Origin of the sequence: Sphingomonas limnosediminicola, assembly GCF_039537965.1 — a bacterium.
GTDB classification, from domain to species: domain Bacteria; phylum Pseudomonadota; class Alphaproteobacteria; order Sphingomonadales; family Sphingomonadaceae; genus Sphingomicrobium; species Sphingomicrobium limnosediminicola.
Genome location: NZ_BAABBM010000001.1, coordinates 2376876 through 2397288 on the forward strand (window position 1 = coordinate 2376876; position 20413 = coordinate 2397288).

The 20413-nt window shown below is 63.4% G+C and carries 23 protein-coding genes; 15 read left to right on the forward strand and 8 right to left on the reverse strand.

Going from position 1 to position 20413, the window contains the following annotated elements:
* The first annotated feature begins 118 nt into the window (after nucleotides 1-118).
* Nucleotides 119-382 carry a hypothetical protein gene (locus ABD704_RS12125; RefSeq protein WP_344699953.1) on the forward strand — a complete coding sequence of 88 codons (264 nt, stop codon included), beginning with the start codon at nucleotides 119-121 and terminating at the stop codon, nucleotides 380-382.
* A 79-nt stretch (nucleotides 383-461) separates the two neighbouring features.
* On the opposite strand, the gene serA is transcribed toward ABD704_RS12125, so the two are convergent.
* Together serA and ABD704_RS12135 are read right to left on the reverse strand one after the other, a co-directional pair.
* Nucleotides 462-2066: a phosphoglycerate dehydrogenase gene (gene serA, locus ABD704_RS12130; RefSeq protein WP_425565431.1), complete on the reverse strand. Its 1605-nt coding sequence runs from the start codon at nucleotides 2064-2066 to the stop codon at nucleotides 462-464.
* Nucleotides 2048-3214 carry a phosphoserine transaminase gene (locus ABD704_RS12135; RefSeq protein WP_344699955.1) on the reverse strand — a complete coding sequence of 389 codons (1167 nt, stop codon included), beginning with the start codon at nucleotides 3212-3214 and terminating at the stop codon, nucleotides 2048-2050. The genes serA and ABD704_RS12135 overlap by 19 nt, the downstream gene beginning before the upstream one ends.
* Before the next feature lie 376 nt (nucleotides 3215-3590).
* On the opposite strand from ABD704_RS12135, the gene ABD704_RS12140 reads away from it, so the two are divergent.
* From ABD704_RS12140 to xth, 5 genes are all read left to right on the forward strand, one after another.
* Nucleotides 3591-4643, forward strand: coding sequence for a M23 family metallopeptidase (locus tag ABD704_RS12140; RefSeq protein WP_344699956.1), 1053 nt, complete (start codon nucleotides 3591-3593; stop codon nucleotides 4641-4643).
* Nucleotides 4644-4692: 49 nt separating this feature from the next.
* Nucleotides 4693-5019, forward strand: coding sequence for an iron-sulfur cluster insertion protein ErpA (gene erpA, locus ABD704_RS12145; RefSeq protein ID WP_344699957.1), 327 nt, complete (start codon nucleotides 4693-4695; stop codon nucleotides 5017-5019).
* 165 nt (nucleotides 5020-5184) lie between these two features.
* On the forward strand, nucleotides 5185-5370 hold the full coding sequence (locus ABD704_RS12150) for a hypothetical protein (protein ID WP_344699958.1): 186 nt from the start codon (nucleotides 5185-5187) through the stop codon (nucleotides 5368-5370).
* A gap of 290 nt (nucleotides 5371-5660) precedes the next feature.
* Nucleotides 5661-6389: a helix-turn-helix domain-containing protein gene (locus ABD704_RS12155; RefSeq protein ID WP_344699959.1), complete on the forward strand. Its 729-nt coding sequence runs from the start codon at nucleotides 5661-5663 to the stop codon at nucleotides 6387-6389.
* 24 nt (nucleotides 6390-6413) lie between these two features.
* A complete protein-coding gene (gene xth, locus ABD704_RS12160; protein WP_344699960.1) occupies nucleotides 6414-7187 on the forward strand; it encodes an exodeoxyribonuclease III in 774 nt (257 codons plus the stop codon).
* Between the two features lie 37 nt (nucleotides 7188-7224).
* Here xth and ABD704_RS12165 read toward each other — a convergent pair whose 3' ends face one another.
* Nucleotides 7225-7389 carry a hypothetical protein gene (locus ABD704_RS12165; protein WP_344699961.1) on the reverse strand — a complete coding sequence of 55 codons (165 nt, stop codon included), beginning with the start codon at nucleotides 7387-7389 and terminating at the stop codon, nucleotides 7225-7227.
* Nucleotides 7390-7550: 161 nt separating this feature from the next.
* On the opposite strand from ABD704_RS12165, the gene ABD704_RS12170 reads away from it, so the two are divergent.
* A complete protein-coding gene (locus tag ABD704_RS12170; RefSeq protein ID WP_344699962.1) occupies nucleotides 7551-8021 on the forward strand; it encodes a hypothetical protein in 471 nt (156 codons plus the stop codon).
* A 102-nt stretch (nucleotides 8022-8123) separates the two neighbouring features.
* Here the strand turns inward: ABD704_RS12170 and ABD704_RS12175 are convergent, their stop codons facing one another.
* Nucleotides 8124-9230, reverse strand: coding sequence for a cytochrome-c peroxidase (locus ABD704_RS12175; RefSeq protein ID WP_344699963.1), 1107 nt, complete (start codon nucleotides 9228-9230; stop codon nucleotides 8124-8126).
* Nucleotides 9231-9592: 362 nt separating this feature from the next.
* On the opposite strand from ABD704_RS12175, the gene ABD704_RS12180 reads away from it, so the two are divergent.
* The 3 genes from ABD704_RS12180 to ABD704_RS12190 all read left to right on the forward strand — a co-directional run bounded on the left by ABD704_RS12180 (nucleotide 9593) and on the right by ABD704_RS12190 (nucleotide 11997).
* Nucleotides 9593-10864, forward strand: a complete 1272-nt coding sequence (locus tag ABD704_RS12180; protein WP_344699964.1) for a glycoside hydrolase family 1 protein — start codon at nucleotides 9593-9595, stop codon at nucleotides 10862-10864.
* A 252-nt stretch (nucleotides 10865-11116) separates the two neighbouring features.
* Complete coding sequence (locus tag ABD704_RS12185) at nucleotides 11117-11653, forward strand: hypothetical protein (protein ID WP_344699965.1); 537 nt, start codon at nucleotides 11117-11119, stop codon at nucleotides 11651-11653.
* Nucleotides 11654-11709: 56 nt separating this feature from the next.
* The gene (locus tag ABD704_RS12190) at nucleotides 11710-11997 is read left to right on the forward strand and encodes a hypothetical protein (protein WP_344699966.1); all 288 of its coding nucleotides are present in this window, start codon (nucleotides 11710-11712) and stop codon (nucleotides 11995-11997) included.
* 54 nt (nucleotides 11998-12051) lie between these two features.
* On the opposite strand, the gene ABD704_RS12195 is transcribed toward ABD704_RS12190, so the two are convergent.
* Both ABD704_RS12195 and ABD704_RS12200 read right to left on the reverse strand, forming a co-directional pair.
* Nucleotides 12052-12366: a DUF6481 family protein gene (locus ABD704_RS12195; protein ID WP_344699967.1), complete on the reverse strand. Its 315-nt coding sequence runs from the start codon at nucleotides 12364-12366 to the stop codon at nucleotides 12052-12054.
* A 39-nt stretch (nucleotides 12367-12405) separates the two neighbouring features.
* Nucleotides 12406-13734 carry a S41 family peptidase gene (locus ABD704_RS12200; RefSeq protein WP_344699968.1) on the reverse strand — a complete coding sequence of 443 codons (1329 nt, stop codon included), beginning with the start codon at nucleotides 13732-13734 and terminating at the stop codon, nucleotides 12406-12408.
* A gap of 197 nt (nucleotides 13735-13931) precedes the next feature.
* Between ABD704_RS12200 and ABD704_RS12205 the strand changes: the two genes are divergently transcribed.
* Nucleotides 13932-14315: a VOC family protein gene (locus ABD704_RS12205; RefSeq protein ID WP_344699969.1), complete on the forward strand. Its 384-nt coding sequence runs from the start codon at nucleotides 13932-13934 to the stop codon at nucleotides 14313-14315.
* A 78-nt stretch (nucleotides 14316-14393) separates the two neighbouring features.
* Here ABD704_RS12205 and ABD704_RS12210 read toward each other — a convergent pair whose 3' ends face one another.
* Complete coding sequence (locus ABD704_RS12210; RefSeq protein WP_344699970.1) at nucleotides 14394-14597, reverse strand: hypothetical protein; 204 nt, start codon at nucleotides 14595-14597, stop codon at nucleotides 14394-14396.
* Nucleotides 14598-14767: 170 nt separating this feature from the next.
* Complete coding sequence (locus ABD704_RS12215) at nucleotides 14768-15910, reverse strand: N-acetyltransferase (RefSeq protein ID WP_344699971.1); 1143 nt, start codon at nucleotides 15908-15910, stop codon at nucleotides 14768-14770.
* A 101-nt stretch (nucleotides 15911-16011) separates the two neighbouring features.
* On the opposite strand from ABD704_RS12215, the gene ABD704_RS12220 reads away from it, so the two are divergent.
* The 4 genes from ABD704_RS12220 (at nucleotide 16012) to ABD704_RS12235 (ending at nucleotide 20360) form a co-directional block, all read left to right on the forward strand.
* Nucleotides 16012-17112 (forward strand): fatty acid desaturase family protein, encoded by a 1101-nt coding sequence (locus tag ABD704_RS12220; RefSeq protein WP_344699972.1) that lies wholly within the window; start codon nucleotides 16012-16014, stop codon nucleotides 17110-17112.
* A gap of 53 nt (nucleotides 17113-17165) precedes the next feature.
* The gene (locus ABD704_RS12225) at nucleotides 17166-17549 is read left to right on the forward strand and encodes a hypothetical protein (RefSeq protein ID WP_344699973.1); all 384 of its coding nucleotides are present in this window, start codon (nucleotides 17166-17168) and stop codon (nucleotides 17547-17549) included.
* 160 nt (nucleotides 17550-17709) lie between these two features.
* A complete protein-coding gene (rplQ, locus tag ABD704_RS12230) occupies nucleotides 17710-18129 on the forward strand; it encodes a 50S ribosomal protein L17 (RefSeq protein WP_344699974.1) in 420 nt (139 codons plus the stop codon).
* A 77-nt stretch (nucleotides 18130-18206) separates the two neighbouring features.
* Nucleotides 18207-20360, forward strand: a complete 2154-nt coding sequence (locus ABD704_RS12235; protein WP_344699975.1) for a prolyl oligopeptidase family serine peptidase — start codon at nucleotides 18207-18209, stop codon at nucleotides 20358-20360.
* Nucleotides 20361-20413 lie beyond the last annotated feature (53 nt).

The following is a 20413-nucleotide window of genomic DNA, read 5'->3' on the forward strand; positions in this document are numbered from 1 at the left end:
GCGTCTAGGCGGGAAGAGATTGTTGAACTTGCGGAACAGAAAACCGCGGTCGCGCGTAGTTGCGCTTCGTATCGTGCTCGAAAGCGCGAACGGCAGAACAACTACAGGGGAGTGAAACGTGAAAACCACCACCGTCCTAGCGATTGCCCTCGGTCTCGGCGCCCTCGCGGCGTGCAAGCAGAGCCCGACCGAGCAAACCGCCGACAATATCGAGGCGAACGCCGAGAACACGGCCGACACGATCGAGGCCAATGCCGACAACATGGCCGACAATGTTCAGGCGAATGCCGAGAACACGGCCGACGCCGTCCGCAACCAGGGCGAAGTCAAGGCTGACGCGGTCCGCAACGGCGCCGACGCCGACGGCAACAGCGCCAACTAATCGGTTCGGGTTCGGCCGCTCGCACGCAGGCGGTCTGACCCCAAGGGCGCCCTTTCGGGGGCGCCCTTTTTCTTTGCGGTTAGAAGCTCAGCGGCACGACCTCGCGGACGCCCGGCAGTTCCCGGAGCTGGGCGGCCACCTCTCGCGTGATGGGGTCGTCGACGGCCACCAGTGCAACCGCTTCCCCCGCTTCCTTGCGGCGGCCAAGGTTGAAGGTGGCGATGTTGAGGCCGTTTTCGCCGAGCTCGGTGCCCAGCGCACCGATGAAGCCGGGTTGGTCGTTGTTGACGATGTAAATCATCTGGCCCGTCAGCTCGGCCTCCACGGGGATACCGAAGATCTTCACCAGCCGCGCGGCGCTATTTCCGAACAGGGTCCCTTCGACACGGCGCGGACCGTTGTCGGTGCCGGCGGTGACCGCAACCAGCGTGTGGTAGTCGCCTTCGCGCTCGGTGCGGATTTCGCGCACGCCGATTCCGCGCTCCTTCGCCAGGAAGGGCGCGTTGACCATGTTCACCGTATCCGACCAACTGCGCATGATGCCGGCAAGCACCGCGCCGGAGATCGGCTTGATGTTTAGCTCGGCGGCGGCGCCTTCAACTTCGATGTCGATCGAGCGGATTTCGGTGCCGGCGATCTGCCCGAGCAGGCGGCCGAGCTTTTCCGCGAGCGCCATGTAAGGCTTCAGCCGCGGCGCTTCCTCGGCCGAGAGCGACGGCACGTTCACCGCATTTGTGATGCCGCCGAGTAGCAGGAAGTCGCTCATCTGCTCCGCGACCTGGATCGCGACATTCACCTGCGCCTCGTTGGTCGACGCGCCGAGGTGCGGGGTGCAGATCAGGCCCGGCGTGCCGAACAGCGCATTTTCCTTCGCCGGTTCCTGCGCGAACACGTCGAGAGCGGCGCCGGCAATGTGGCCGCTTTCTAGGCCTTCCTTCAACGCCGCCTCGTCAATCAGGCCGCCGCGGGCGCAATTGACAATGCGAACACCCTTTTTGGTCTTCGCCAGCGCTTCACGCGACAGGATCCCACGCGTCTGGTCAGTCAGCGGCGTGTGCAGCGTGATGAAGTCGGCGCGCGGCAACAGCTCGTCGAGCTCGACCTTCTCGACGCCAAGCTCGACGGCGCGTTCGGGCGACAGGAAGGGGTCGTAAGCGACGACCTTCATCTTGAGCCCATGCGCGCGGTCGGCGACGATCGATCCGATATTGCCGCAGCCGATCAGGCCGAGCGTCTTGCCGGCCAGCTCGACGCCCATGAAGCGGTTCTTTTCCCACTTGCCGGCCTGCGTCGACTGGTCGGCCTGCGGGATTTCGCGGGCGAGCGCGAACAGCATGGCGATCGCATGCTCCGCAGTCGTGATCGAATTGCCGAAGGGCGTGTTCATGACGACGATACCGCGCGCGGATGCGGCCGGCACGTCGATCGTATCGACGCCGATTCCGGCCCGGCCGATCACCTTCAGCCGCGGCAGCGCCGCATCCATGATCGCCGCGCTGATCTTCGCCGAGCTGCGCACTGCGATGCCGTCGTAGTCATGGACGATCGCCTGCAGATCTTCCGGCGACAGACCGGACTTCTCGTCGACCTGAATGCCGCGTTCGCGAAAGATCGCTGCGGCGCGCGGATCCATCTTGTCTGCAATGAGAACGCGTACTTGCTCGGTCACGCCGTGGCCTCCCATGCCCAATCGAGCCAGGGCCCGAGCGCTTGAATGTCTGTGGTGTCGACAGTGGCGCCGCACCAGATGCGAAGGCCAGGCGGCGCGTCGCGATAGGCGGTCACGTCATAGGCGGCGTCCTCACGCTCGAGCAGCTGGCCGAGCGATTTTTGCCGGACGCGGTTGCCTTCCTCGTCGGCGCGGTCGGCGAATTGCAGGCAGACCGACGTGTTCGAACGGATCGCCGGATCGCCCGCGAGATGGTCGATCCATGCGGACCGCTGCACCCACTCGTCGAGCGCGGCGGCATTGGCGTCGGCCCTGGCGATCAGGCCCGACAGGCCGCCGGCCTTTTCGGCCCATTCGAGGGCGAGCAGCCAGTCCTCGACGCACAGCATGCTCGGCGTGTTGATGGTTTCGCCGCGGAAGATTCCGTCGATCAGCTTGCCGCCTTTGGTGAGGCGGAAAATCTTCGGGAGCGGACGCGCAGCGGGCTCGCGCTCAAGCCGCTCGATGGCGCGCGGGCTGAGCACGATCATGCCGTGCGCGGCCTCGCCGCCGAGCGCCTTTTGCCAGCTGAAGGTTCCGACATCGATCTTCGCCCAGTCGATGTCCTGTGCGAAGGCGGCCGACGTCGCGTCGCAGATGCTGAGGCCCGTGCGATCTGCGGCGATCCAGTCGGCATCGGGAACGCGGACGCCGCTGGTCGTGCCGTTCCAAGTAAATACCACGTCGCGCGCCGGATCGATGCCGGACAGGTCTGCGATCTCGCCATAATCGGCCGTGCGAATGTCGGCGTTCAGCTTGAGCTGCTTGGCGACGTCGGTGACCCAGCCGGCGCCGAAGCTCTCCCACGCCAGTATGGTGACAGGGCGGGTGCCGAGCAGCGACCAGATCGCCATCTCCATCGCGCCGGTGTCGGACGCGGGGACAATGCCGAGCTTGTAGTCGGCCGGCAGTTCCAGCAGCGCGTGAGTGCGATCGATCGCTTCGGCCAGCAGCTTCTTCCCGACGCTCCCGCGGTGGGAGCGGCCGAGTGCACGCTCGCTGAGCAATGTCGGGTTCCACCCCGGCGGCTTGGCGCACGGGCCGGACGAGAAAAACGGTCTGGCGGGTTTGGTGGCGGGTTTCGCCGGGCGCACTACGGCCCCGGGTTCGGCAACTTCAGTCAATCTGACTCTCCTCTCAGAGAGCTCGCGCCGCGTTGGGACGGCGTGGCCCGCGGCTGCTTGTAAGGCCGATTGCGGCGGTCGCAAGGCAGCGCGAAAGAATCGCATTGCTGCACTGCACAACAGACTGAAATCGCTCGAATCTGCCTCGGAAACCGCCTCGATCCATCCGTTCATCCCGCTAAGCGGCTCGATTCATCCCACCACAGGGAACCCAAGGTTGAATTTGTTTACCAAGTCCGCGCAGTCTGCGGCTTCGTCAGCACGGGATTGGGCAATTCCAATGCGTGGCGAGGGGCTGGGGAGCTCCTGATAATTGTGGAAACCGGGTCCGGCGAACCGTTTGTTCGCGTGCCCGGGAGCTGTGGAGCGGGTTAAAATGACGCAAGTTTTGGCGGTGACAACGACATTGTTCCGCGATCGCGACCTGTTCGTCCATGACGGATCGAGGCTGCGCCGTTTCCGTGTTTCCGCCCCGGTTCAGGCCGGGTTTTTTGTGGTCCTGCTCGGGCTCGTCGCCTGGGCCAGCTTTGCCACCACCCAGCTCCTCACGCGCTCCAACGGTCTTAGCTCCCTCGCCAGCCTCTCCGCCGCCACTGAAGCCCGCGCTCGCCAGATCGAGCAGCGCCAGGCGCTTATCGAAGCAGCGCTCAGCGGCCAAAAGATCGATCCCAAGCTCATTGCCGCGGCCGCCGATGGCCGCATCGCAAATGACGGCCCGCTTGCGCGCGTCGAAGCGCAGCAACTCGAACAAGCCGCGCTCGTCGCCAAGGCACTCGACGTTCGTTACCAGGTCACTGCGGCCGAGCTGAAGCGGCTCGGCATCGCCCCGGCTCGGGTCGGCAGTCAGGAAGGCGTCGGCGGCCCGTTCGAGAGCGCCGGCAACGCGACCTTCAAGCAGCTGTTCAACAGCTGGAAGAAGCTTGACCAGCTCCAGGACGGCGTGATCGCGGTTCCCTCGGACAAGCCGGTTAAGCTCGACGTTTCGTTCACCAGCGGCTTCGGCGTCCGCTCCGATCCGTTCCACGCTGGCGCCGCCATGCATCCCGGCATCGACCTCGCCGGCAGCTACGGCACGCCGATTTATGCGACTGCCGACGGCACCGTGCTTCGCGCGGGCTGGAATAGCGGTGGCTACGGCAATCTGGTCGAGATCGACCACGGCCGAGGCATCACCACTCGCTACGGCCACATGTCGGCCATCCTGGTCCAGGCCGGACAGCATATTACTCGCGGCATGCAGATCGGCCGCATGGGCTCGACCGGGCGTTCGACCGGCAACCACCTGCACTATGAAGTGCGGATCGACGGCCGCGCCGTGAACCCGATCCCCTTCATGAAGTCGACCGACTATGTCCTCGCCATGCAGCGCCGTTCGGGCGCCGCCTCGATGGACCAGGTCGCGATCGGCGGACCGAACGCCGGGCGTTAATCTGCCGCCTGACATTGCCCGGCGCCCTGCCGCTCCCTATCTCCCCAGCGTGAGCAACATCATTCTCACCGAAAGCGCTGCAAAGCGCGTGGCCTGGATTGCCGAGCGCCAGTCGAGGCCGGCTATCCTGCGGCTTGCCGTCGATGGCGGCGGCTGCGCAGGCTTCACCTATAAGTTCGAGCTCGCCGCGCAGGCGGACGCTGACGACGAAGTCGCCGAGACCGATGGCGTGAAGCTCGTCGTCGATCCGATCAGCCTCGACCTCGTTCGAGGATCGGCCGTGGATTTCGTCGAGGACCTTGGCGGTGCCGCGTTCAAGGTTACGAACCCAAACGCGCAATCCGGCTGCGGCTGCGGATCGTCCTTTAGCGTCTAATCAGCTGCCCAGCTGATCCTCCCCTGAAGTGCCGCCCCTTTTGGCAGGCGTGCGGAGAATGACGACAAATTGCGCCAGCGCGAGCACGATAGCGCCGATCATCAAACCCATGAACATGACTTGTTCCCTTTACTCATACGGACCGCGGCCGCCCGGGCGACCGCGATGGCTGCATCACTGCTGTTGAAATGGCGGCGGTTAGAGCGCGCAGCTCTTCAGGCGCGGCCGGAGCACGCGACGAACCGCGTCGCGCTCCTCTTGTTGCCGCGCAGGCTCCGGCTTCTCAGGCGCCTCGACGACGCCCCGCTCGACCGCTTTGGCCAAGGCGGCGCGCGCCAGGGCGAGATCTGACCATAACGGGCTCATAGTGGGAAGGCCTCCACGCCGGTGATGAACTGGGCCATCAGAAGGACTGCCGTGACGACCGCCATCCCCCCGAATCCCGTGCGCGCCCTGTCGTTGAGCATCTCGTAAGTCCCCCGATGTCTCGCTGATTTCTCGGGTGCATCTCGCTCCGATCAGGGATTCGCGCCATGGGAAAGTCTTGGAAATGCTCGCCTTACTTGTGCGGCAGGCGTGCGGACCGTTGACGGCATGTGCCGAAATGTGCGGAGATGTGCGGAGCGCTCGGGGGCGAGTCCATGAACGAACTTTCGGTCGAAGGTAGCAACAGTGTCGCGTTGCAGGTGCGGGAGGAACTCGCGCGCCGGCGCCTGTCGCGGCAGTGGCTGGCAGACGAAGCGAAGATTAGCCTGTCGACCTTGGAAAAGGCGCTTGCGGGCAGCCGGCCGTTCACTTTTTCTACCGTGGTCCGGATCGAGGATGCGCTCGGCACCAGCCTCAGGTCGCGCAGCGAGAACGGCGTGCGGATGCTCGCGCCGGAATCGATGGGCGCTTACGCCCGCGCTGCCGTGCAGTGGCTTGAAGGCACATACCTGACGCTGCGACCGTCGTTCAGCGAAGCGGGCGCGGTCTTCGCTTACCTGACCTCGGTCGACTGGGACGACGACAAGGGCCACCTGGTTTTCAGCGAGGCATCGCGCACCGACAGCGAATATGAGCAGAAGGGCTTCGTTTCCTTTCCCAACATTTCCGGAGCCATCTATCTCGTGACGATCAGCGAGGGGCAGTACCGGATGGCGCTGCTCAACCGTCCGTCGGGCGGGGGCTTGAGTGGCATCCTGCTGACGCTCGCGGCGGGGGAGGGGGCGCAGCTGACACCGGCGGCCGTACCGATCTCGCTGACGTCGACACGTGGCAACACCGATGCGGCGGTCGGCGTCATCCGCGACGGGCACGAATGCTACGAGGAATATCGCGCCTGCGTCGATCGCATCACCCAACGCTGCTACGCGCGCTTCCCTGCCTAAGCTCGCGCGGCTAAGCGCCGCTCGATGAAGCTTGCGACATACAACCTCAACGGCATCCGTGCGCGCCTGCCGCGGCTCATCGAATGGCTGGATCGCGAGAAGCCCGACGTCGCCTGCCTGCAGGAACTGAAATGCGCGGATGAATCGCTGCCAATCGCCGATATCGAGGCGGCCGGTTACAGCGCGGTGTGGCATGGCCAAAAGGGTTTCAACGGCGTCGCCATCCTCGCCAAAGGCGACCAGCCGCAGCTGCGCCGCACGGGCCTTCCCGGCGATCCTGACGACACGCACAGCCGCTACATCGAAGCGGAGGTCGGCGGCATCATCGTCGCGTCGATCTATCTCCCCAACGGTAATCCCGTCGGGACGGAGAAGTTTAAATACAAGTTGCGCTGGATGGATCGCCTGGAAGCGCATGCCCGCGAGTTGCTCGAAGATGAGCGGCCGGTGCTGCTGTGCGGCGACTGGAACGTCGTGCCGGAGGACCGCGATGTCTTCTCCGTCCGAGCGACGCAGAATGACGCGGTGATGCAGCCCGAAGCGCGCCAGTCATGGCGCCGCATCATTCACCAAGGCTGGACCGATGCCCTGCGCGCGCTGCACCCGAACGAGGAAAAGCTCTACACCTTCTGGGACTATACCGCCGGCTGCTGGCAGCGCGATCTCGGCTTCAGGCTGGATCACCTGCTCTGCTCGCCCGAGGCGACGGACCGGCTGCTCGGCGCTGGCGTCGACCGCTGGGCGAGAGGCGAGGAGAAGGCCTCCGACCACGCGCCAACCTGGGTGACGCTGAGCTAAGCTGTCGCGTTAGCGGCGCATCGGATCCGACTACCGATCAGGCGTCGAGAAACTTCCGTCCCAGCACCCGTTCGCAAATCGCGTCGCCGATGGTGACTTCGCCACGACGCAACTGGTCCATGTCCAGCGAACTGCAGGGAATGCGGGAAATTTCAATGTACCGCTCGCATCGAGCGCACATCGACACTTTCATCACGGCCACTTCGCCTCCGCTCTATCCACGCCCCGCATTCAGAACATCGGCTGAGTAACACCTGCGCGCGCCGGTGCCTAACGTCGCGCGGCCGTGGGTCGCAAATCGCTCAAAAGACTGCCACAATCCGGTTAAGGGCAGAGTCTCAAGCGGCTCGAGTGGGGGGAATGATGGGCAACAAGTCGGTCGCGTGGACGCTTGCGATAGTTCTGACCTTGGAAGGTTGCTCATCGCGGCCGCGAGAGTTTAACCCGACGATCTCGACTCCGGTCGCAAGTCAGACTGACTTCGACGAAGCTTACGCGACCTGCCGCCAGTTGCTGGCCGACGGCAAGCTCAACGCAAGCGGCAGGGGCGGATCTGCGGGCGCCGGCGCCGCAGCGGGCGCGACGACTGCTGTCGCTGGCGGTGCGCTCGCTTCCGCCGGGGGATATGCCGGATTGGCAGCAGCCAGCGCCACCGTCGTGCTACTTCCCTTTGCCGTCATCGGCGGCGCCTGGGGCATGGCCAAGATCAAGCGCGCCAAGAAGGAACGCGCGATCAAGGCCGCAATGTCAGGCTGCCTCCAGGAACGCGGCTATCAGGTCGCCGCCTGGTCGAAGGCCGTGAAAAAGCCGACCATCGTAGCGCCCACGCCATAACGGCCGATTTGGGAAACTCGGGTCACGAATGTCGATCGCATAATGGCCCGTATGGCTGGAAGGCGGACATTAGTGGTCGCGGGCGACACTATATCCGAGGTCTCAATCCTGCGGTCGCGTGGTCGTCGCGACGCTCGGGGGCAGTGCCGGGATGTACACACGGGGAGTTTCGCCAGTCAGGCTGGTAAGGAATGCCGCCATCTTCGCTGTCTCGTCCGGTGTCAGGTCAGCGCCGAGCTGCACCTTGCCCATGACGGAAATCGCCTCGTTAAGGTCCCACACCTGACCAGTGTGGAAATACGGCGCCGTCAGCGCGATGTTGCGCAGCGTCGGCACCTTGTAAACATAGCGGTCCGCTTCGTTTTTGGTGATCGCGAACCGGCCTAGGTCCCCGCGCGGCAGCAGCTTTTCGCCGGGGGAGGACACGACGCCAAATTTCGCATATCTGCCGCCACCAACGTTCACGCCGTTGTGACAGGCGGAGCAGCCCTTATCCATGAAAAGCCGCAGGCCTGCCTTTTGCCGGGTATCGAGGGCGTCGTTGTTGCCGCGTAAGTACTTGTCGAATGACGCATTGGGAGTGGTCAGTGTTGCTTCGAACACCGCTATGGCCTTCTGCACATTGTCTAACGTAACCGGGTGCGCGCTCCCGGGAAATGCCTTGGCGAAATAGACAGTGTACGCCGGGAGGCTCTTGAGTTGCTCCTCGATATGTTCCTGTGGTGAGGCCATTTCCACGGGATTGATCATGGGGCCACCGGCCTGCTCGAATAGGTCCTTGGCACGGCCATCCCAAAACTGCGCGACATTGTAACGGGCATTAAACACAGTCGGGGCGTTGCGCCCACCACGTTGCCAACGGTGGCCAATGGAAGTCGATTCATTATCGGCCCCACCCAATCCGATCGCATGGCAAGAGGCGCAGCTGATTGCATGGCTGGCGGACAAGCGCGGGTCAAAATAGAGCATCCGGCCTAAAGCCAGTTTCTCGGGCGTCGACTCGTTGCCTTCAAGCCTGGGCGCACCGAGCGGAATCGGTTTGAACGTAGCCTGCGCCTCTTCCATCAGCTTGTCCGCGGCGGGACCCACTGACGCTTCTGGCACAGGGCCACTCGTTGGCGACGACCCAGCTTCTTTGTCCTGCTTACTGCAGCTGCCAAGAGCAATGCAGAAAACGACGCTAGCTGCGAGCGCGCCAATCTTACGCATATGAGGCTCCCCGGGTTGGTTCCAACTCGTGCCGAGACATGGCCCCTGCGAATGCACAATTGCCGCACCGTCTAACGCACTTGGCCGCGCAGCCAAGCACCGAGAGCGAAACGTTGGTCGTGAGGTTAGGACCTTGCACGTCTCACAACATGACGTCTCAGCTCCGCGTCGGAAATCAGGACTTCCACGGACGTGCTCAAGTGTCGTCTTAACGTCTGCTTTGGGTCGAAAGCCGACATTAGCTCAGCAGCTAAACAAAGATCCGCTTCGCAGTTCTTGAACCGCGAGCGGCTGAACCCACTCCTTCATCCGTGAGTTTGTCGGTTATGGCCGTTTTGCCGGGACAAACGAAAAGGGTTCCCATGCTTGAAACTGCTTCTTCGTCCGGCGCCGCAATCTTTCCGACATTCTTTATGGCCGGCTTCGAATGTTCGACCTTCGTCTGGAAGGACGGCCAGCGAAAGGACTATGTCGTTGCGACGGGGCACGACCGCCACTTGAAGCGGGATCTCGCGGCGGCGATGGACCTCGGCATCGGCGTGGTTCGCGAGGCCGTGCGGTGGCCCAGCGTCGATCTCGGCGGCGGTCGTTATGATTGGTTCACCGTCAAGGCGGTTCAAGATAGTGCGACCGAACGCAAGATCACGCCCATCTGGGACCTATGCCACTACGGCTTTCCTGACGATTGCGATCCCCTGACCGACGACTGCCGGAAACGCTTCGTGGATTATTGCCGGGCTGTCGCCCAGTTCGTCACCAGCAGCGCCGACGGTCCCTACTTCTTCACGCCGATCAACGAGATCACATTCTTCTCGGCAGCCGCGAGCGATCTCGGCTGGATGTACCCATTCGCCAAGGGCCGGGAGGCGGAACTCAAGCGGGCGTTGTGCAGGATGTCGATCGAGGGCGCGAAGGCGATCCGCGAAGTCGATGCCGGAGCGCGCATGGTGCACGTCGACCCGATGATACAAGCCGTTCCGCCCGCCGATCGACCGGACCTGGCCGACGAGGCGGAGCAAGAAGAGCGGCGGGAGGACTTCGAGGCGTTCGACATACTCTCGGGGCGCTGCTTGCCGGAGCTCGGAGGCTCGCCCGAGATCCTCGATATCATCGGGGTCAATGTCTACCATTACAGCCAAGTCCAGCTCGGCGCGGACAAGAAGCGCGAGATTCTCGGGCCGCACGACCCGCGCCGGAAGCCGCTCAGCGAGCTGCTGCAAATGATGTGGAGCCGCTACCAGCGCCCGATGATTATAGGCGAAACGAGCGGCTATCAGGACAACCGCGCCGATTGGCTGCGGATGACCATGGAAGAGTCATTCAGGGCCATAAATGCCGGCGTCGAGCTCCATGGAGTCTGTCTCTATCCGTTCGTGGACGTTCCGGATTGGTGGTCGCAGGAATGGGCCAAGATTGGGATCTACGACGTCGCCGATAAAAGCAGCTTTGAGCGGGTGCCCTGCGCCCCCTACATCGAGGAGCTGCGCCACTGGCAGAAACGGCTCGACCAGCCCGGGAAGGTCGACCCCGAGGGATATGCCCAGCGATGGGGCCGCGTCGAGCTCGACGAAGTCCGCAAATATGCCTCGGAGTGGGCCGCCGAAACGCGGCCAAGGGAGAATGTCGATGCCTGAGGATCGACAGTTCGGTGACGAAGCGCACAGGGACTCCTGACGAGGTTGGAACCGTCGGCGCTTTCCGGCAGTGACTTGCTGATGGATGGCGGCGTCATCGCGCACAGCTCTGGTTCGGCTCGCCCGCTTCGTAGCTATGCGTTCGAAAGCAGGCAAAATGCGTCGCCCACGAGTTTATTCCTGACATTGAGGAACGTCGCCGCGCCTCCTTCGCTAGTCATCTGGGCGGGCGAGTTTTTCCCAGGAGTCACCATGAACCAGAACATCATTTCGGCCGTGTTCGACAGCCGCTTGGAAGCAGAAGCTGCAATCGGCGAACTGCGCAACGCAGGGATCGATAGCGGCAAGCTTTCGCTCATCGGCCGTGATGGGGACGGCACGACCGTCACCGACGGTGCGGGCGAGAAGGCCGAGGAGGGAATTGGTGACACGCTGAAGGGCGCGCTCGGAGGCGCCGGTATTGGCGCCATTCTTGGCGTCGCCGCTTTGGCGATCCCGGGCGTCGGTCCGCTAGCTGCTGCCGGTGCCATCGCCAGTTCGGCGATCCCGGGCGCCGCTGCGATCGGCGCGGGCGCGGGCGCAGTCGCCGGCGGCCTGACGGGCCTTCTCAAGGACCATGGCGTCAGCGACGAGGATGCGACCTATTACGAAGGCCGGATCAATGACGGCGGCATCTTCGTCTCCGTTGATACCAACGACGATAGCGTTTCGTCGGAAACAGTTAGCGAAATCCTGTCGCGTAACGGCGGCCACAGCACGACCCAGCCGCGGATGGCGACAGCCCAATAAAACCTCAGTCGAGGAGCGTCGCCGTTCGGCGGCGCTCCTCACTTTCAAGGACTCTCATGACTCGATCCAAAGCTGCTTCCGAATGGTCTGCGATCATATTCGATGCATCGAAACTGTGGGCAGACGCCGGCATGGTCGTGGCGCTTCGCTCCTGGCGCGTGATGGCCGGTGGACCAGCCGCAGATTTGGAAATGAAACGGATGGTCAGCGAAAAGACCGAGGCGGGCTTGGAGTTGGCTGGGGCGTTAGCCGGCGGTGGCGTAACAAGCACCGAGGCCGCGGCGCGCAAGGCGTTGACCATCTATGGAAAACGAGTTCGGGCAAACCGCAAGCGACTGACCTAGCTCGCGACTGCGAGATACTCCTCTGCGCATGCTCGCCGCCAGTTAAGCGCCAGATCAACGATTGATGCGGGCCTGCCTGGCTGCGTAGCGAGCATCGCGTGCGGCCTTTCGATCGGCCTCAGTAGGCGCCGGCGCGGAGGCCTTTTCCTTGGCTCGTGCCTTTAATTGAGCTGCTTCTTCGGCTGCTGCTTTCTTCGCGGCGGACTTCTCCGCCCGAACCGCCTTTCTTGATGCTTCAGCCGCCTTTCTCTGAGCAAGCTCAGCGTCGTCGGGCTCAGGCCTAAGCCGGAGTTGCTCCAATGCCTTCTGCTTGGCCGCCGCAGCTTGACCCGCACGGTCCTGAAAAGTCGGATTTTTGAATGATGCCATCTTGGCAGAACGAACTGGAAACCATTTCGACCCATTTGGTCAGCGCGCTCGTGGTGCTTCGACGGTCGAACCGTCTCCGCGAACCAGCTTCAGGCCCGTCACGCCCGCGCCTGATACCGTGAAGCTGATGCGTGAGAGCGGATCTTCGCTGAAGCCGAATTCATTGGCACCGACCGAAATCAACGCGACCTTCGGCCCTCCAATGCGCTGGTAATTTAGTGCGCCGCCTTCGAGCGTCACTGACCGGCCACCGTCGTAGACGCCAGCGTAGCGTTCAATCGGAAGCGCGGTGGCGACCGGACTTAGCTTGGCCTGGAGAAGCATGGCGCGCGATTCGAGCATGCGCTTTTCCATGCCGCTTGCTGTCGATGCGATGCGGTGCAGGGCATGGACCTGTGCGACTTCGAGCGCGTCGTCCGCCTCGACCTTCGTGGTCGGAGCGATGCCGACCCCTTCCCAGTCCTTCCCCGTCGAGGCAAGAACGGCCCGACCGATGGAAACACTGACGACGTACCCACCGGAAACCGGGAAAAACTCGTTCCGGAAGCCTGCACCCACCGTATTCTGTCCGATGACTTCGCCAATCTTGAATCCGGCTACGTGCCCTGTAAATTCTTCGGCCGCGCTGGCGGTCATCCCACTGGTCAGCACGTACAGCGGCTTTCCGACCAGCCGTCCTGCAGGGAGCGACGCGAGGCTGGACAAATGGTCGACCTTGTTCGCGCCCATGTAGAACGTGACGATCGGCCGATTGGGCTCGAGGAAGTGGCTGACAAGATACTGTACTGCTTGCGGACTGCCGCCTCCGTTCTGGCGGATATCGATGATTGCGGCGTCTCCATCCTTCAGGAAGCGCATGGCGTTATCGTACGCTGCGGCGGTCTGGCCGCCCCAGAAGAACCCCATCAGATCGATGTAGCGGATGTTTCCAGGCAGCACCTTCATCTCGACGATGCCGTAGTTGAACTTGGCCGCCCGGCGGATTTCATCGTCGCTCGGTGGCGCATCGTCTGCACCCGAGCCCGCTGGCCTTGCAGCGAGTTGCGCTTGCTGTGCGGGGTCGTAGCGCATGCCGAGATGCGCATCGTGCGCGACCGCCTTCATGTCCGCATTGATCCGGTCGACCAGCTCTCCGGGATCGCCCACGTAGTAGCGACCCGTAGCCAGCCCCTTCACGAGCGCAGCGTCCAGCCTCGACCGGACGTCAGCGAGCACGTAATTGGCTGCAATAATCCGCCTGAGATCAGCAACGACGAGTTTCTCGTCGACCGCTTTCGCTACCGATCCTGTCACCACCGGTTCCGCGCCGGCGCCGCTGCTGGCCAGCACGATCGCCGCTGCGCATGCCATGGTTGCTGCAAACCTCATATCTCCGCCCCGAAAACTTACTGTAGTGGTTCACTAACACAGTATGAGGTGCAAAGTTCGGTAGATTGTGGACTGATTGCGCCAGAATTTGGCGCTGTCGCAGAGGCGGGCATGGTGGCGGGATTGGTAGAAGCAGACTCTAGCCATTCTCGGCGAGCCTGTGTGATATCCTCGCAGCAAAGGTTCAGGAGGCGCCGATGGGGGTGATCGGGATTGGTGGCCTGTTCTTCCGGGCGCAGGACCCGGAGGCGCTCACGGCCTGGTATCGCGATCATTTGAACGTCGGATCCGGTTGCGCCGCGCCGGGCGCCGGAGAAGCCGAGGAATGGGTGTGGAAGGCAAAGGGCGGGCCGGTCGTGTTCGCGCCGTTCAAGGCCGACACCGACTATTTCCGGGCCGACAAGGCATTCATGCTCAACCTGCGCGTCACCAATCTCGCGCAGCTCGTAGAGCGGCTGAAGAATTCCGGTATCAACGTCGAGACCCGTGACGAGTGGAACGACCCGAACGTCGGCTCATTCGCCCGCGTTCACGATCCTGAGGGCAACCCCGTCGAATTGTGGGAGCCGCCGAGCGCCTGAGCGCGCCTTCTAAGCTCCTGCACATGGATGCGGCGCAGGCCGAAGCCTGCGCCGACCCTGGCTAAGCTTTACCCGCGCTCACCGGCGTGCGTCGGAGGTGGCGGCGGTGGAGGCGGCGGTGGCGGTGGGACCGGGCAGGTAGCGCCAGCCGGGACCGAGGTTCCATCCGGGCACATGACCGGCGGCGGTGGCGGCGGCGGCGGTGGCGGAGGACAGGGCTGTCCTGCGGCAACTTGCGAACCGTCCGGGCACGTCTGCATCGGCGGCGGCGTCGTTGCGCATGCCGACAAGAAGCCTGTCGTGGCAATAAGAAGCGCAATCCTTCTCATGTTCTTCTCCTCTTTCACCGTTTCCCCTGCCGACAACGCAGTTCGTTGCGGCAACGTTCCTAGTCCCATGGCCGGTTCGTTCCGGCCAAGCAATGCGCTGGAGATAAGTTGAAAGTGGGCGGCTTAGAGCGCCTTCTCGTAGATGCGGTAGCGGTGGTTGATCTCGGCACCGGGCAGTTGGGCGATCGACAACATTCCCTTATTGTCCTCCAGGATCCAGCCAAACTCGCCATGCGTCGCGCCGTACTTCGTCGTGCCTTCGCGGCGCGTATACTCGATCATCATGAAGGCGAGCTGGCTCGCGAGGCGTGTGTGGTGGAGCTTCTTCGCCACGCCCATCAGCGGCACGCGCAGGCGCTGCGTCCGCGGCTTGCGCAGGCGCCACAGCAGTTTGATGAAGTTGAACGGGAACAGCTCGCCGTTGAGGTCCTTGGTCAGCTCGTTGATGTCCGGGATAGTCAGCATGAACGCGACCGGCTCACCGTCGACCTCGGCAATGCGCACCAGTTCGTTGAAGATGATCGGCTTCAGCTTCTTGCCGGCATAGGCGATCTCGGCCTCGGTCAGCGGGACATAGCCCCAATTGTTCGACCAGGCGTCGTTTAGCAGGTTGAGGATCAACCGCGCTTCCTCGTCGAACCTCGACTTGTCGACCATCCGGATGCGGATCTTCGGGTTGCGTTCGCCCGCCGCGATCAGCCGGTTGATCAGCGGATCGTTCCAGTTCGAAATATCCAGTGAGTAAGTGACGAGGTCCTTGGCCTTGCCGTAGCCCGCCGCCTCGATCCACGGCTGATATTCGGGCCGGTGGTGGCCCATCATCGCCGTAGGCGGCTCGTCAAAGCCTTCGATCTCAAGGCCCGGCTCGTCCCAGATCGACAAGCTGATCGGCCCGAGCGCGCGCGTCATGCCCTGCTTGCGGAGCCAGTCCTCGGCGGTGGCGATGAGCGCGGCCGCAGCCTCGCCGTCGAGCGCTTCGAACATGCCCCATTGGCCGGTGCCGGCGCCCATATGCTCGAGCACCAGTTCGTCGACCTGCGCGCTGATGCGTCCGACGATTTTCCCGTCTCGCTCGGCGAGCCAGAGCTGCGCCTTGGCATGTTCGAACCACGGGTTCTTGCCGGGCGTGATGAGGCCGTGAACCTCGTCCTTCAGCGGAGGGACCCAGGCCGGGTCGTTCTTGTAGACCTCCCAGGCGAAGTCGACGAAGCTTTTCTTGTCCTTTTTGGTCACGACAGGACGGATCGTTACGGCGGCGCTGGTCATGGCGCGTGGCTAGCGGCTGATCACGCCAAGCGCCAGTTAAGGTTGAGACGCCTAAGTCCCGCCACTATCTCTGCGTAAACGGCAAATACCCGCAAAGGCTTATGAACCAAACGGCGACCCTCGAACGCTCGGCGAACCGCGCTGCATCCATGCAGCCCGCGAGTTCGCGCATCAAGGACGACGCGACCATGCTGAAGGCCGCGGCGAACCTGACGCGCGACCTCAACGTTCCCAAGTCGTCGATCTACTGGGGCGACATGCTCGGCTCGGCAGCGCTGGGTTATGCGGGCCTGTTCGGGGCGATGCTAGCTCCTTCGACCCCGCTGGCGATTGTCGCGGCGCTGATCGGGATTCTCGCGCTCTACCGCGCAGGCTCGTTCATTCACGAGTTGACGCACATTAAGAAGGGCGCGGTGAAGGGCTTTCGCTTCGTCTGGAACCTCATCGTCGGCGTGCCGCTTCTGGTGCCGAGCTTCATGTACGAAGGGGTGCACAACCAGCACCATGCGAAGCGCTACTACGGGACGGTCGAAGATCCGGAATATCTGCCGCTCGCGTTGATGCATCCGTGGACGCTGCCGGTGTTCCTGATCGCCGCCGCGCTGGCGCCGGTCGGCATGCTCATCCGTTTCGGTATCCTCGCGCCGCTGTCGATGCTGTTTCCGAAGCTGCGCGCGCTGGTCGTCGGCCGCTACTCGGGCCTGCAGATTAATCCCAAGTTCGTGCGCCCGAAGCCGGAAGGGGAATTCGCGCGCGACTGGGCGTGGCAGGAAACAGCGTGCAGCGTGTGGGCGATCGCCCTGCTGACGATGGTCGCGACCGGCGTCGTTCCGCTGCGCGATTTCCTGATCTTCCTCGGCGTTGCTTCCGGCGTGATGTTCCTCAACCAGATTCGCACGCTCGTCGCGCATCTGTGGGAGAATGACGGTGAAGCGATGAGCGTTACCGCGCAATATCTCGACAGCGTCAACGTGCCGCCGCCGGGCACCCTGCCCGCACTATGGGCTCCGGTCGGGCTGCGCTACCACGCGCTCCACCACCTGCTTCCTGGCCTGCCGTATCATGCGCTGGGCGAGGCACACCGTCGCCTGTGCAAGGAGCTGGAGGCGAACTCGATCTACCACGCGTCGAGCCATCGCGGCCTGTCGCCGCTGGTCGTGCGGCTCGCAGCCAGCACTTGGCGGACGTCGCGTCCTTCCTGAAATTGCTTAATTTTCTTGATCTATGATAATCTCCCTTGAGGGGGAGAGAGATCATGCGCCGCATTCTGATGACCGCAGTTGCGGTCGCCCTGGCGTCTTCCGCCGGCACGGCGGGGGTTCCCGTCCGCGTCGTCGGGCATAGCAACGCAGACGGTGAACTGCTCAAGGACATCCTGCAGAACGTCACTTATTTCGGCGCGGCGTTTGACTGCCCCGCGCCTTCGGTAATCCAGACGAGTGTCATCTCGCCATCGCGGGTCCCGAGGTCCGCCGATTACCGCGTGGACTCCGACCAGGCAGGCTACGAGGACTGGAAGGCCAATTTCTGCGGCAAGACGGAAGATTTCCTGATCGCCTTCTGGCCCGACCCGAACGGAGGCTCGTTCATCAAGGTCACCTATCCCTATCCGGATGGCGCGCCGCACGGCGGCCGCTAAGTTCCGGAACCTTGACTTGTTTGCGCTTTTCCGCTTGAGGGCGCGCGTCCGGCGGGCCCAAGCGCTCGCCGTTGTCATTTGGGCAAAACGCAGGCGCCCTCAAGATCTGCGTGGCCGGAGCTACCTCGTACGGGCTCCAGACGAACGAAAGGAATGACCTATGCGCCATCGTGTTGGCGGCCGTAAGCTTCAGCGCACCTCAAGCCACCGTGCAGCCCTGTTCCGCAACATGGCGGCAGCACTCATCAAGCATGAGCAGATCACAACGACGACGGCCAAGGCGAAGGAGCTTCGCCCCTACGTCGAGAAGCTGATTACGCTCGCCAAGCATGGCGGCCTGTCGAACCGCCGTCTCGCGCAGTCGCGCCTGATGGACGAAACGCAGCTCGCCAAGCTGTTCGACGTCCTCGCGCCGCGCTACGCGGACCGGAACGGCGGCTACATCCGCATCATCAAGGCCGGCATCCGCATGTCGGACGCAGCGCCGATCGCGATCATCGAGTTCGTCGATCGCGACGTCAGCGCCAAGGGCCAGGACAGCGGCCCGGTGATGAACGAAGACGAGCTCGAAGCGGCCTAAGCGCCTGTCAGGCAATTGAATTCCGAAGCGCGGTTGCTATCCCGGCAGCCGCGCTTTTTGTTTGGGGAGAGTATTCGATGCGCCGGAGGTTGTTTGTTGCCGTCTTGTTGTCTTCCGCCGTCGCGCTGACTCCGACCATGTCATCCGCTGCACAAGCCCCGCATGCCGCGCCGGCTTTCGCCTACCCGCAGGCGAAGCGCGTCGACGTCGTCGAGACGCAGTTCGGCGTGCCCGTCGCCGACCCGTACCGCTGGCTCGAGAATGACGTCCGCAACGATCCGGAGGTCGCGAACTGGGTCGAGGCCGAAAACAAGGTCACCGACGCCTTTCTGCAGACGCTGCCGCTCCGCGGCTTCTTCAAGCAGCGCATGACCGCGCTCTACGATTACGAGCGCTACGGCCTGCCGGTGAAAAAGGGTGGCCACTATTTCTATCAGCACAACACCGGCCTGCAGAATCAGTCGGTCCTGTTCGTCCGCGACGGCCTCAGTGGCGAGCCGCGCCAGCTGATTGATCCCAACGGCTGGTCGAAGGACGGCGCCACCGCGCTTGCCGAATGGACGCCGAGCGACGACGGCAAGCTGCTTGCTTATTCCGTTCAGGACGGCGGCACCGACTGGCGCACGGTCCGCGTGATGGACGTCGCCACCGGCAAGCTCCGCACCGACGAGCTCAAATGGCTGAAGTACTCGGGCGGCGTCGCCTGGGCGAAGGACGGCACCGGCTTCTTCTATTCGCGCTACCCGGCGCCAGTGGCAGAAGCGACGTTCCAGAACGCGACGCTCAACCATCGCATTTATTTCCACAAGCTCGGCACGCCGCAGGCCGCCGACCGCCTGATCTACGCGACGGCGGCGAGCCCCAAGCTTAACCATTACGTCCAAGTCAGCGACGACGGTCGCTGGCTGGTGATCTCGACGAGCGAAGCGGGCGACGAGAATGACGTTCACGTCATCGACCTGCGCAAGCAGGGGCTGAAGCCGATCGCTTTGTTCACCGGCCGCAAGAACCAGTGGGCCTATGTCGGCAACGACGGAATGCGTTTCTACTTCGCGACCGACAAGGATGCGCCGCTAAAGCGTGTCGCGGCGGTCGACGTCGGTCGCGCCGGCGCGACCGAAGCGACCGTGGTGCCCGAAGCTAAGGAAGCGCTATCCGACGTCAGCATGATCGGCGGGAAGCTGATCGCCAGCTACCTCGTCGACGCCAAGAGCGAGGCGCGAGTCTACAGCCTGACCGGCAACAAGCTCTCGACCATCGACCTGCCGGGCATCGGCACCGTCGGCGGCTTCTACGGCAAGAGCACCGACCCGGAGACCTTCTTCTCCTTCACCAGCTTCAACCGGCCGACGACGATCTACCGCTACGACACCGCGTCGGGGCAGGAGTCGGCCTGGGCCGAGCCGAAGCTGACCTTCGATCCGGAAACGATTTCCGTCGAGCAACAATTCTACCAGTCGAAGGACGGGACGAAGGTCCCGATGTTCATCGTCCGCAAAAAGGGGACGAGCGGCCCGGCGCCGACACTTCTCTACGGCTATGGCGGCTTCAACATCTCGGTGACGCCGAGCTTCAACCCCGCGAACATCGCCTGGATAGAGCGCGGCGGCGTCTATGCGCTGGCGAACATCCGCGGCGGCGCGGAGTACGGCAATGCGTGGCACGACGGCGGCCGCCTCGCCAACAAGCAGAACGTCTTCGACGATTTCATCTCGGCGGGCGAATATCTGAAGGCGCACGGCATCGCAGCGCCCAAGGGCCTCGCGGCGATCGGCCGCTCGAACGGCGGCCTGCTTGTCGGCGCGGTGACCAATGAGCGTCCCGACCTGTTCGACGCCGTCAGCCCGGGCGTCGGCGTGATGGACATGCTCCGCTTCGATAAGTTCACCGCCGGCCGCTATTGGGTCGACGACTATGGCCACCCGGATAAGGAAGGGGACTTTAAAACGCTGCTGACTTATTCGCCCTATCACAACATCAAGGGCGGCAAGGCCTATCCGGCACTGATCGCGGTCACCGCCGATACCGACGACCGCGTTGTTCCGGGTCACAGCTTCAAATATATTGCCAAGCTGCAGGCGACTGAGGGCACGGGTTCGGCCCCGCACCTGATCCGCATCGACACCCGCTCCGGCCACGGCAGCGGTAAGCCGATCACCAAGATCATCGAGGAATATTCGGACGTCTATTCGTTCCTGGGGCATTTCACGGGCTTGGATTCCACGCGCTAAGCTGCTGATCCTGCGGTGCTTTTCTTAAGACACCTGAACGGCGGCAAACGGAC

Excerpts from the sequence above, each read along its gene's own strand:
- serA (WP_425565431.1), bottom strand. The coding sequence starts at position 2,066 with ATGGGAGGCCACGGCGTGACCGAGCAAGTACGCGTTCTCATTGCAGAC.
- ABD704_RS12140 (WP_344699956.1), top strand. The coding sequence starts at position 3,591 with ATGACGCAAGTTTTGGCGGTGACAACGACATTGTTCCGCGATCGCGAC.
- ABD704_RS12150 (WP_344699958.1), top strand. The coding sequence starts at position 5,185 with ATGGCTGCATCACTGCTGTTGAAATGGCGGCGGTTAGAGCGCGCAGCT.
- ABD704_RS12155 (WP_344699959.1), top strand. The coding sequence starts at position 5,661 with ATGAACGAACTTTCGGTCGAAGGTAGCAACAGTGTCGCGTTGCAGGTG.
- xth (WP_344699960.1), top strand. The coding sequence starts at position 6,414 with ATGAAGCTTGCGACATACAACCTCAACGGCATCCGTGCGCGCCTGCCG.
- ABD704_RS12170 (WP_344699962.1), top strand. The coding sequence starts at position 7,551 with ATGGGCAACAAGTCGGTCGCGTGGACGCTTGCGATAGTTCTGACCTTG.
- ABD704_RS12175 (WP_344699963.1), bottom strand. The coding sequence starts at position 9,230 with ATGCGTAAGATTGGCGCGCTCGCAGCTAGCGTCGTTTTCTGCATTGCT.
- ABD704_RS12180 (WP_344699964.1), top strand. The coding sequence starts at position 9,593 with ATGCTTGAAACTGCTTCTTCGTCCGGCGCCGCAATCTTTCCGACATTC.
- ABD704_RS12185 (WP_344699965.1), top strand. The coding sequence starts at position 11,117 with ATGAACCAGAACATCATTTCGGCCGTGTTCGACAGCCGCTTGGAAGCA.
- ABD704_RS12190 (WP_344699966.1), top strand. The coding sequence starts at position 11,710 with ATGACTCGATCCAAAGCTGCTTCCGAATGGTCTGCGATCATATTCGAT.
- ABD704_RS12195 (WP_344699967.1), bottom strand. The coding sequence starts at position 12,366 with ATGGCATCATTCAAAAATCCGACTTTTCAGGACCGTGCGGGTCAAGCT.
- ABD704_RS12200 (WP_344699968.1), bottom strand. The coding sequence starts at position 13,734 with ATGAGGTTTGCAGCAACCATGGCATGCGCAGCGGCGATCGTGCTGGCC.
- ABD704_RS12205 (WP_344699969.1), top strand. The coding sequence starts at position 13,932 with ATGGGGGTGATCGGGATTGGTGGCCTGTTCTTCCGGGCGCAGGACCCG.
- ABD704_RS12210 (WP_344699970.1), bottom strand. The coding sequence starts at position 14,597 with ATGCGCAACGACGCCGCCGCCGATGCAGACGTGCCCGGACGGTTCGCA.
- ABD704_RS12215 (WP_344699971.1), bottom strand. The coding sequence starts at position 15,910 with ATGACCAGCGCCGCCGTAACGATCCGTCCTGTCGTGACCAAAAAGGAC.
- ABD704_RS12220 (WP_344699972.1), top strand. The coding sequence starts at position 16,012 with ATGAACCAAACGGCGACCCTCGAACGCTCGGCGAACCGCGCTGCATCC.
- ABD704_RS12225 (WP_344699973.1), top strand. The coding sequence starts at position 17,166 with ATGCGCCGCATTCTGATGACCGCAGTTGCGGTCGCCCTGGCGTCTTCC.
- rplQ (WP_344699974.1), top strand. The coding sequence starts at position 17,710 with ATGCGCCATCGTGTTGGCGGCCGTAAGCTTCAGCGCACCTCAAGCCAC.
- ABD704_RS12235 (WP_344699975.1), top strand. The coding sequence starts at position 18,207 with ATGCGCCGGAGGTTGTTTGTTGCCGTCTTGTTGTCTTCCGCCGTCGCG.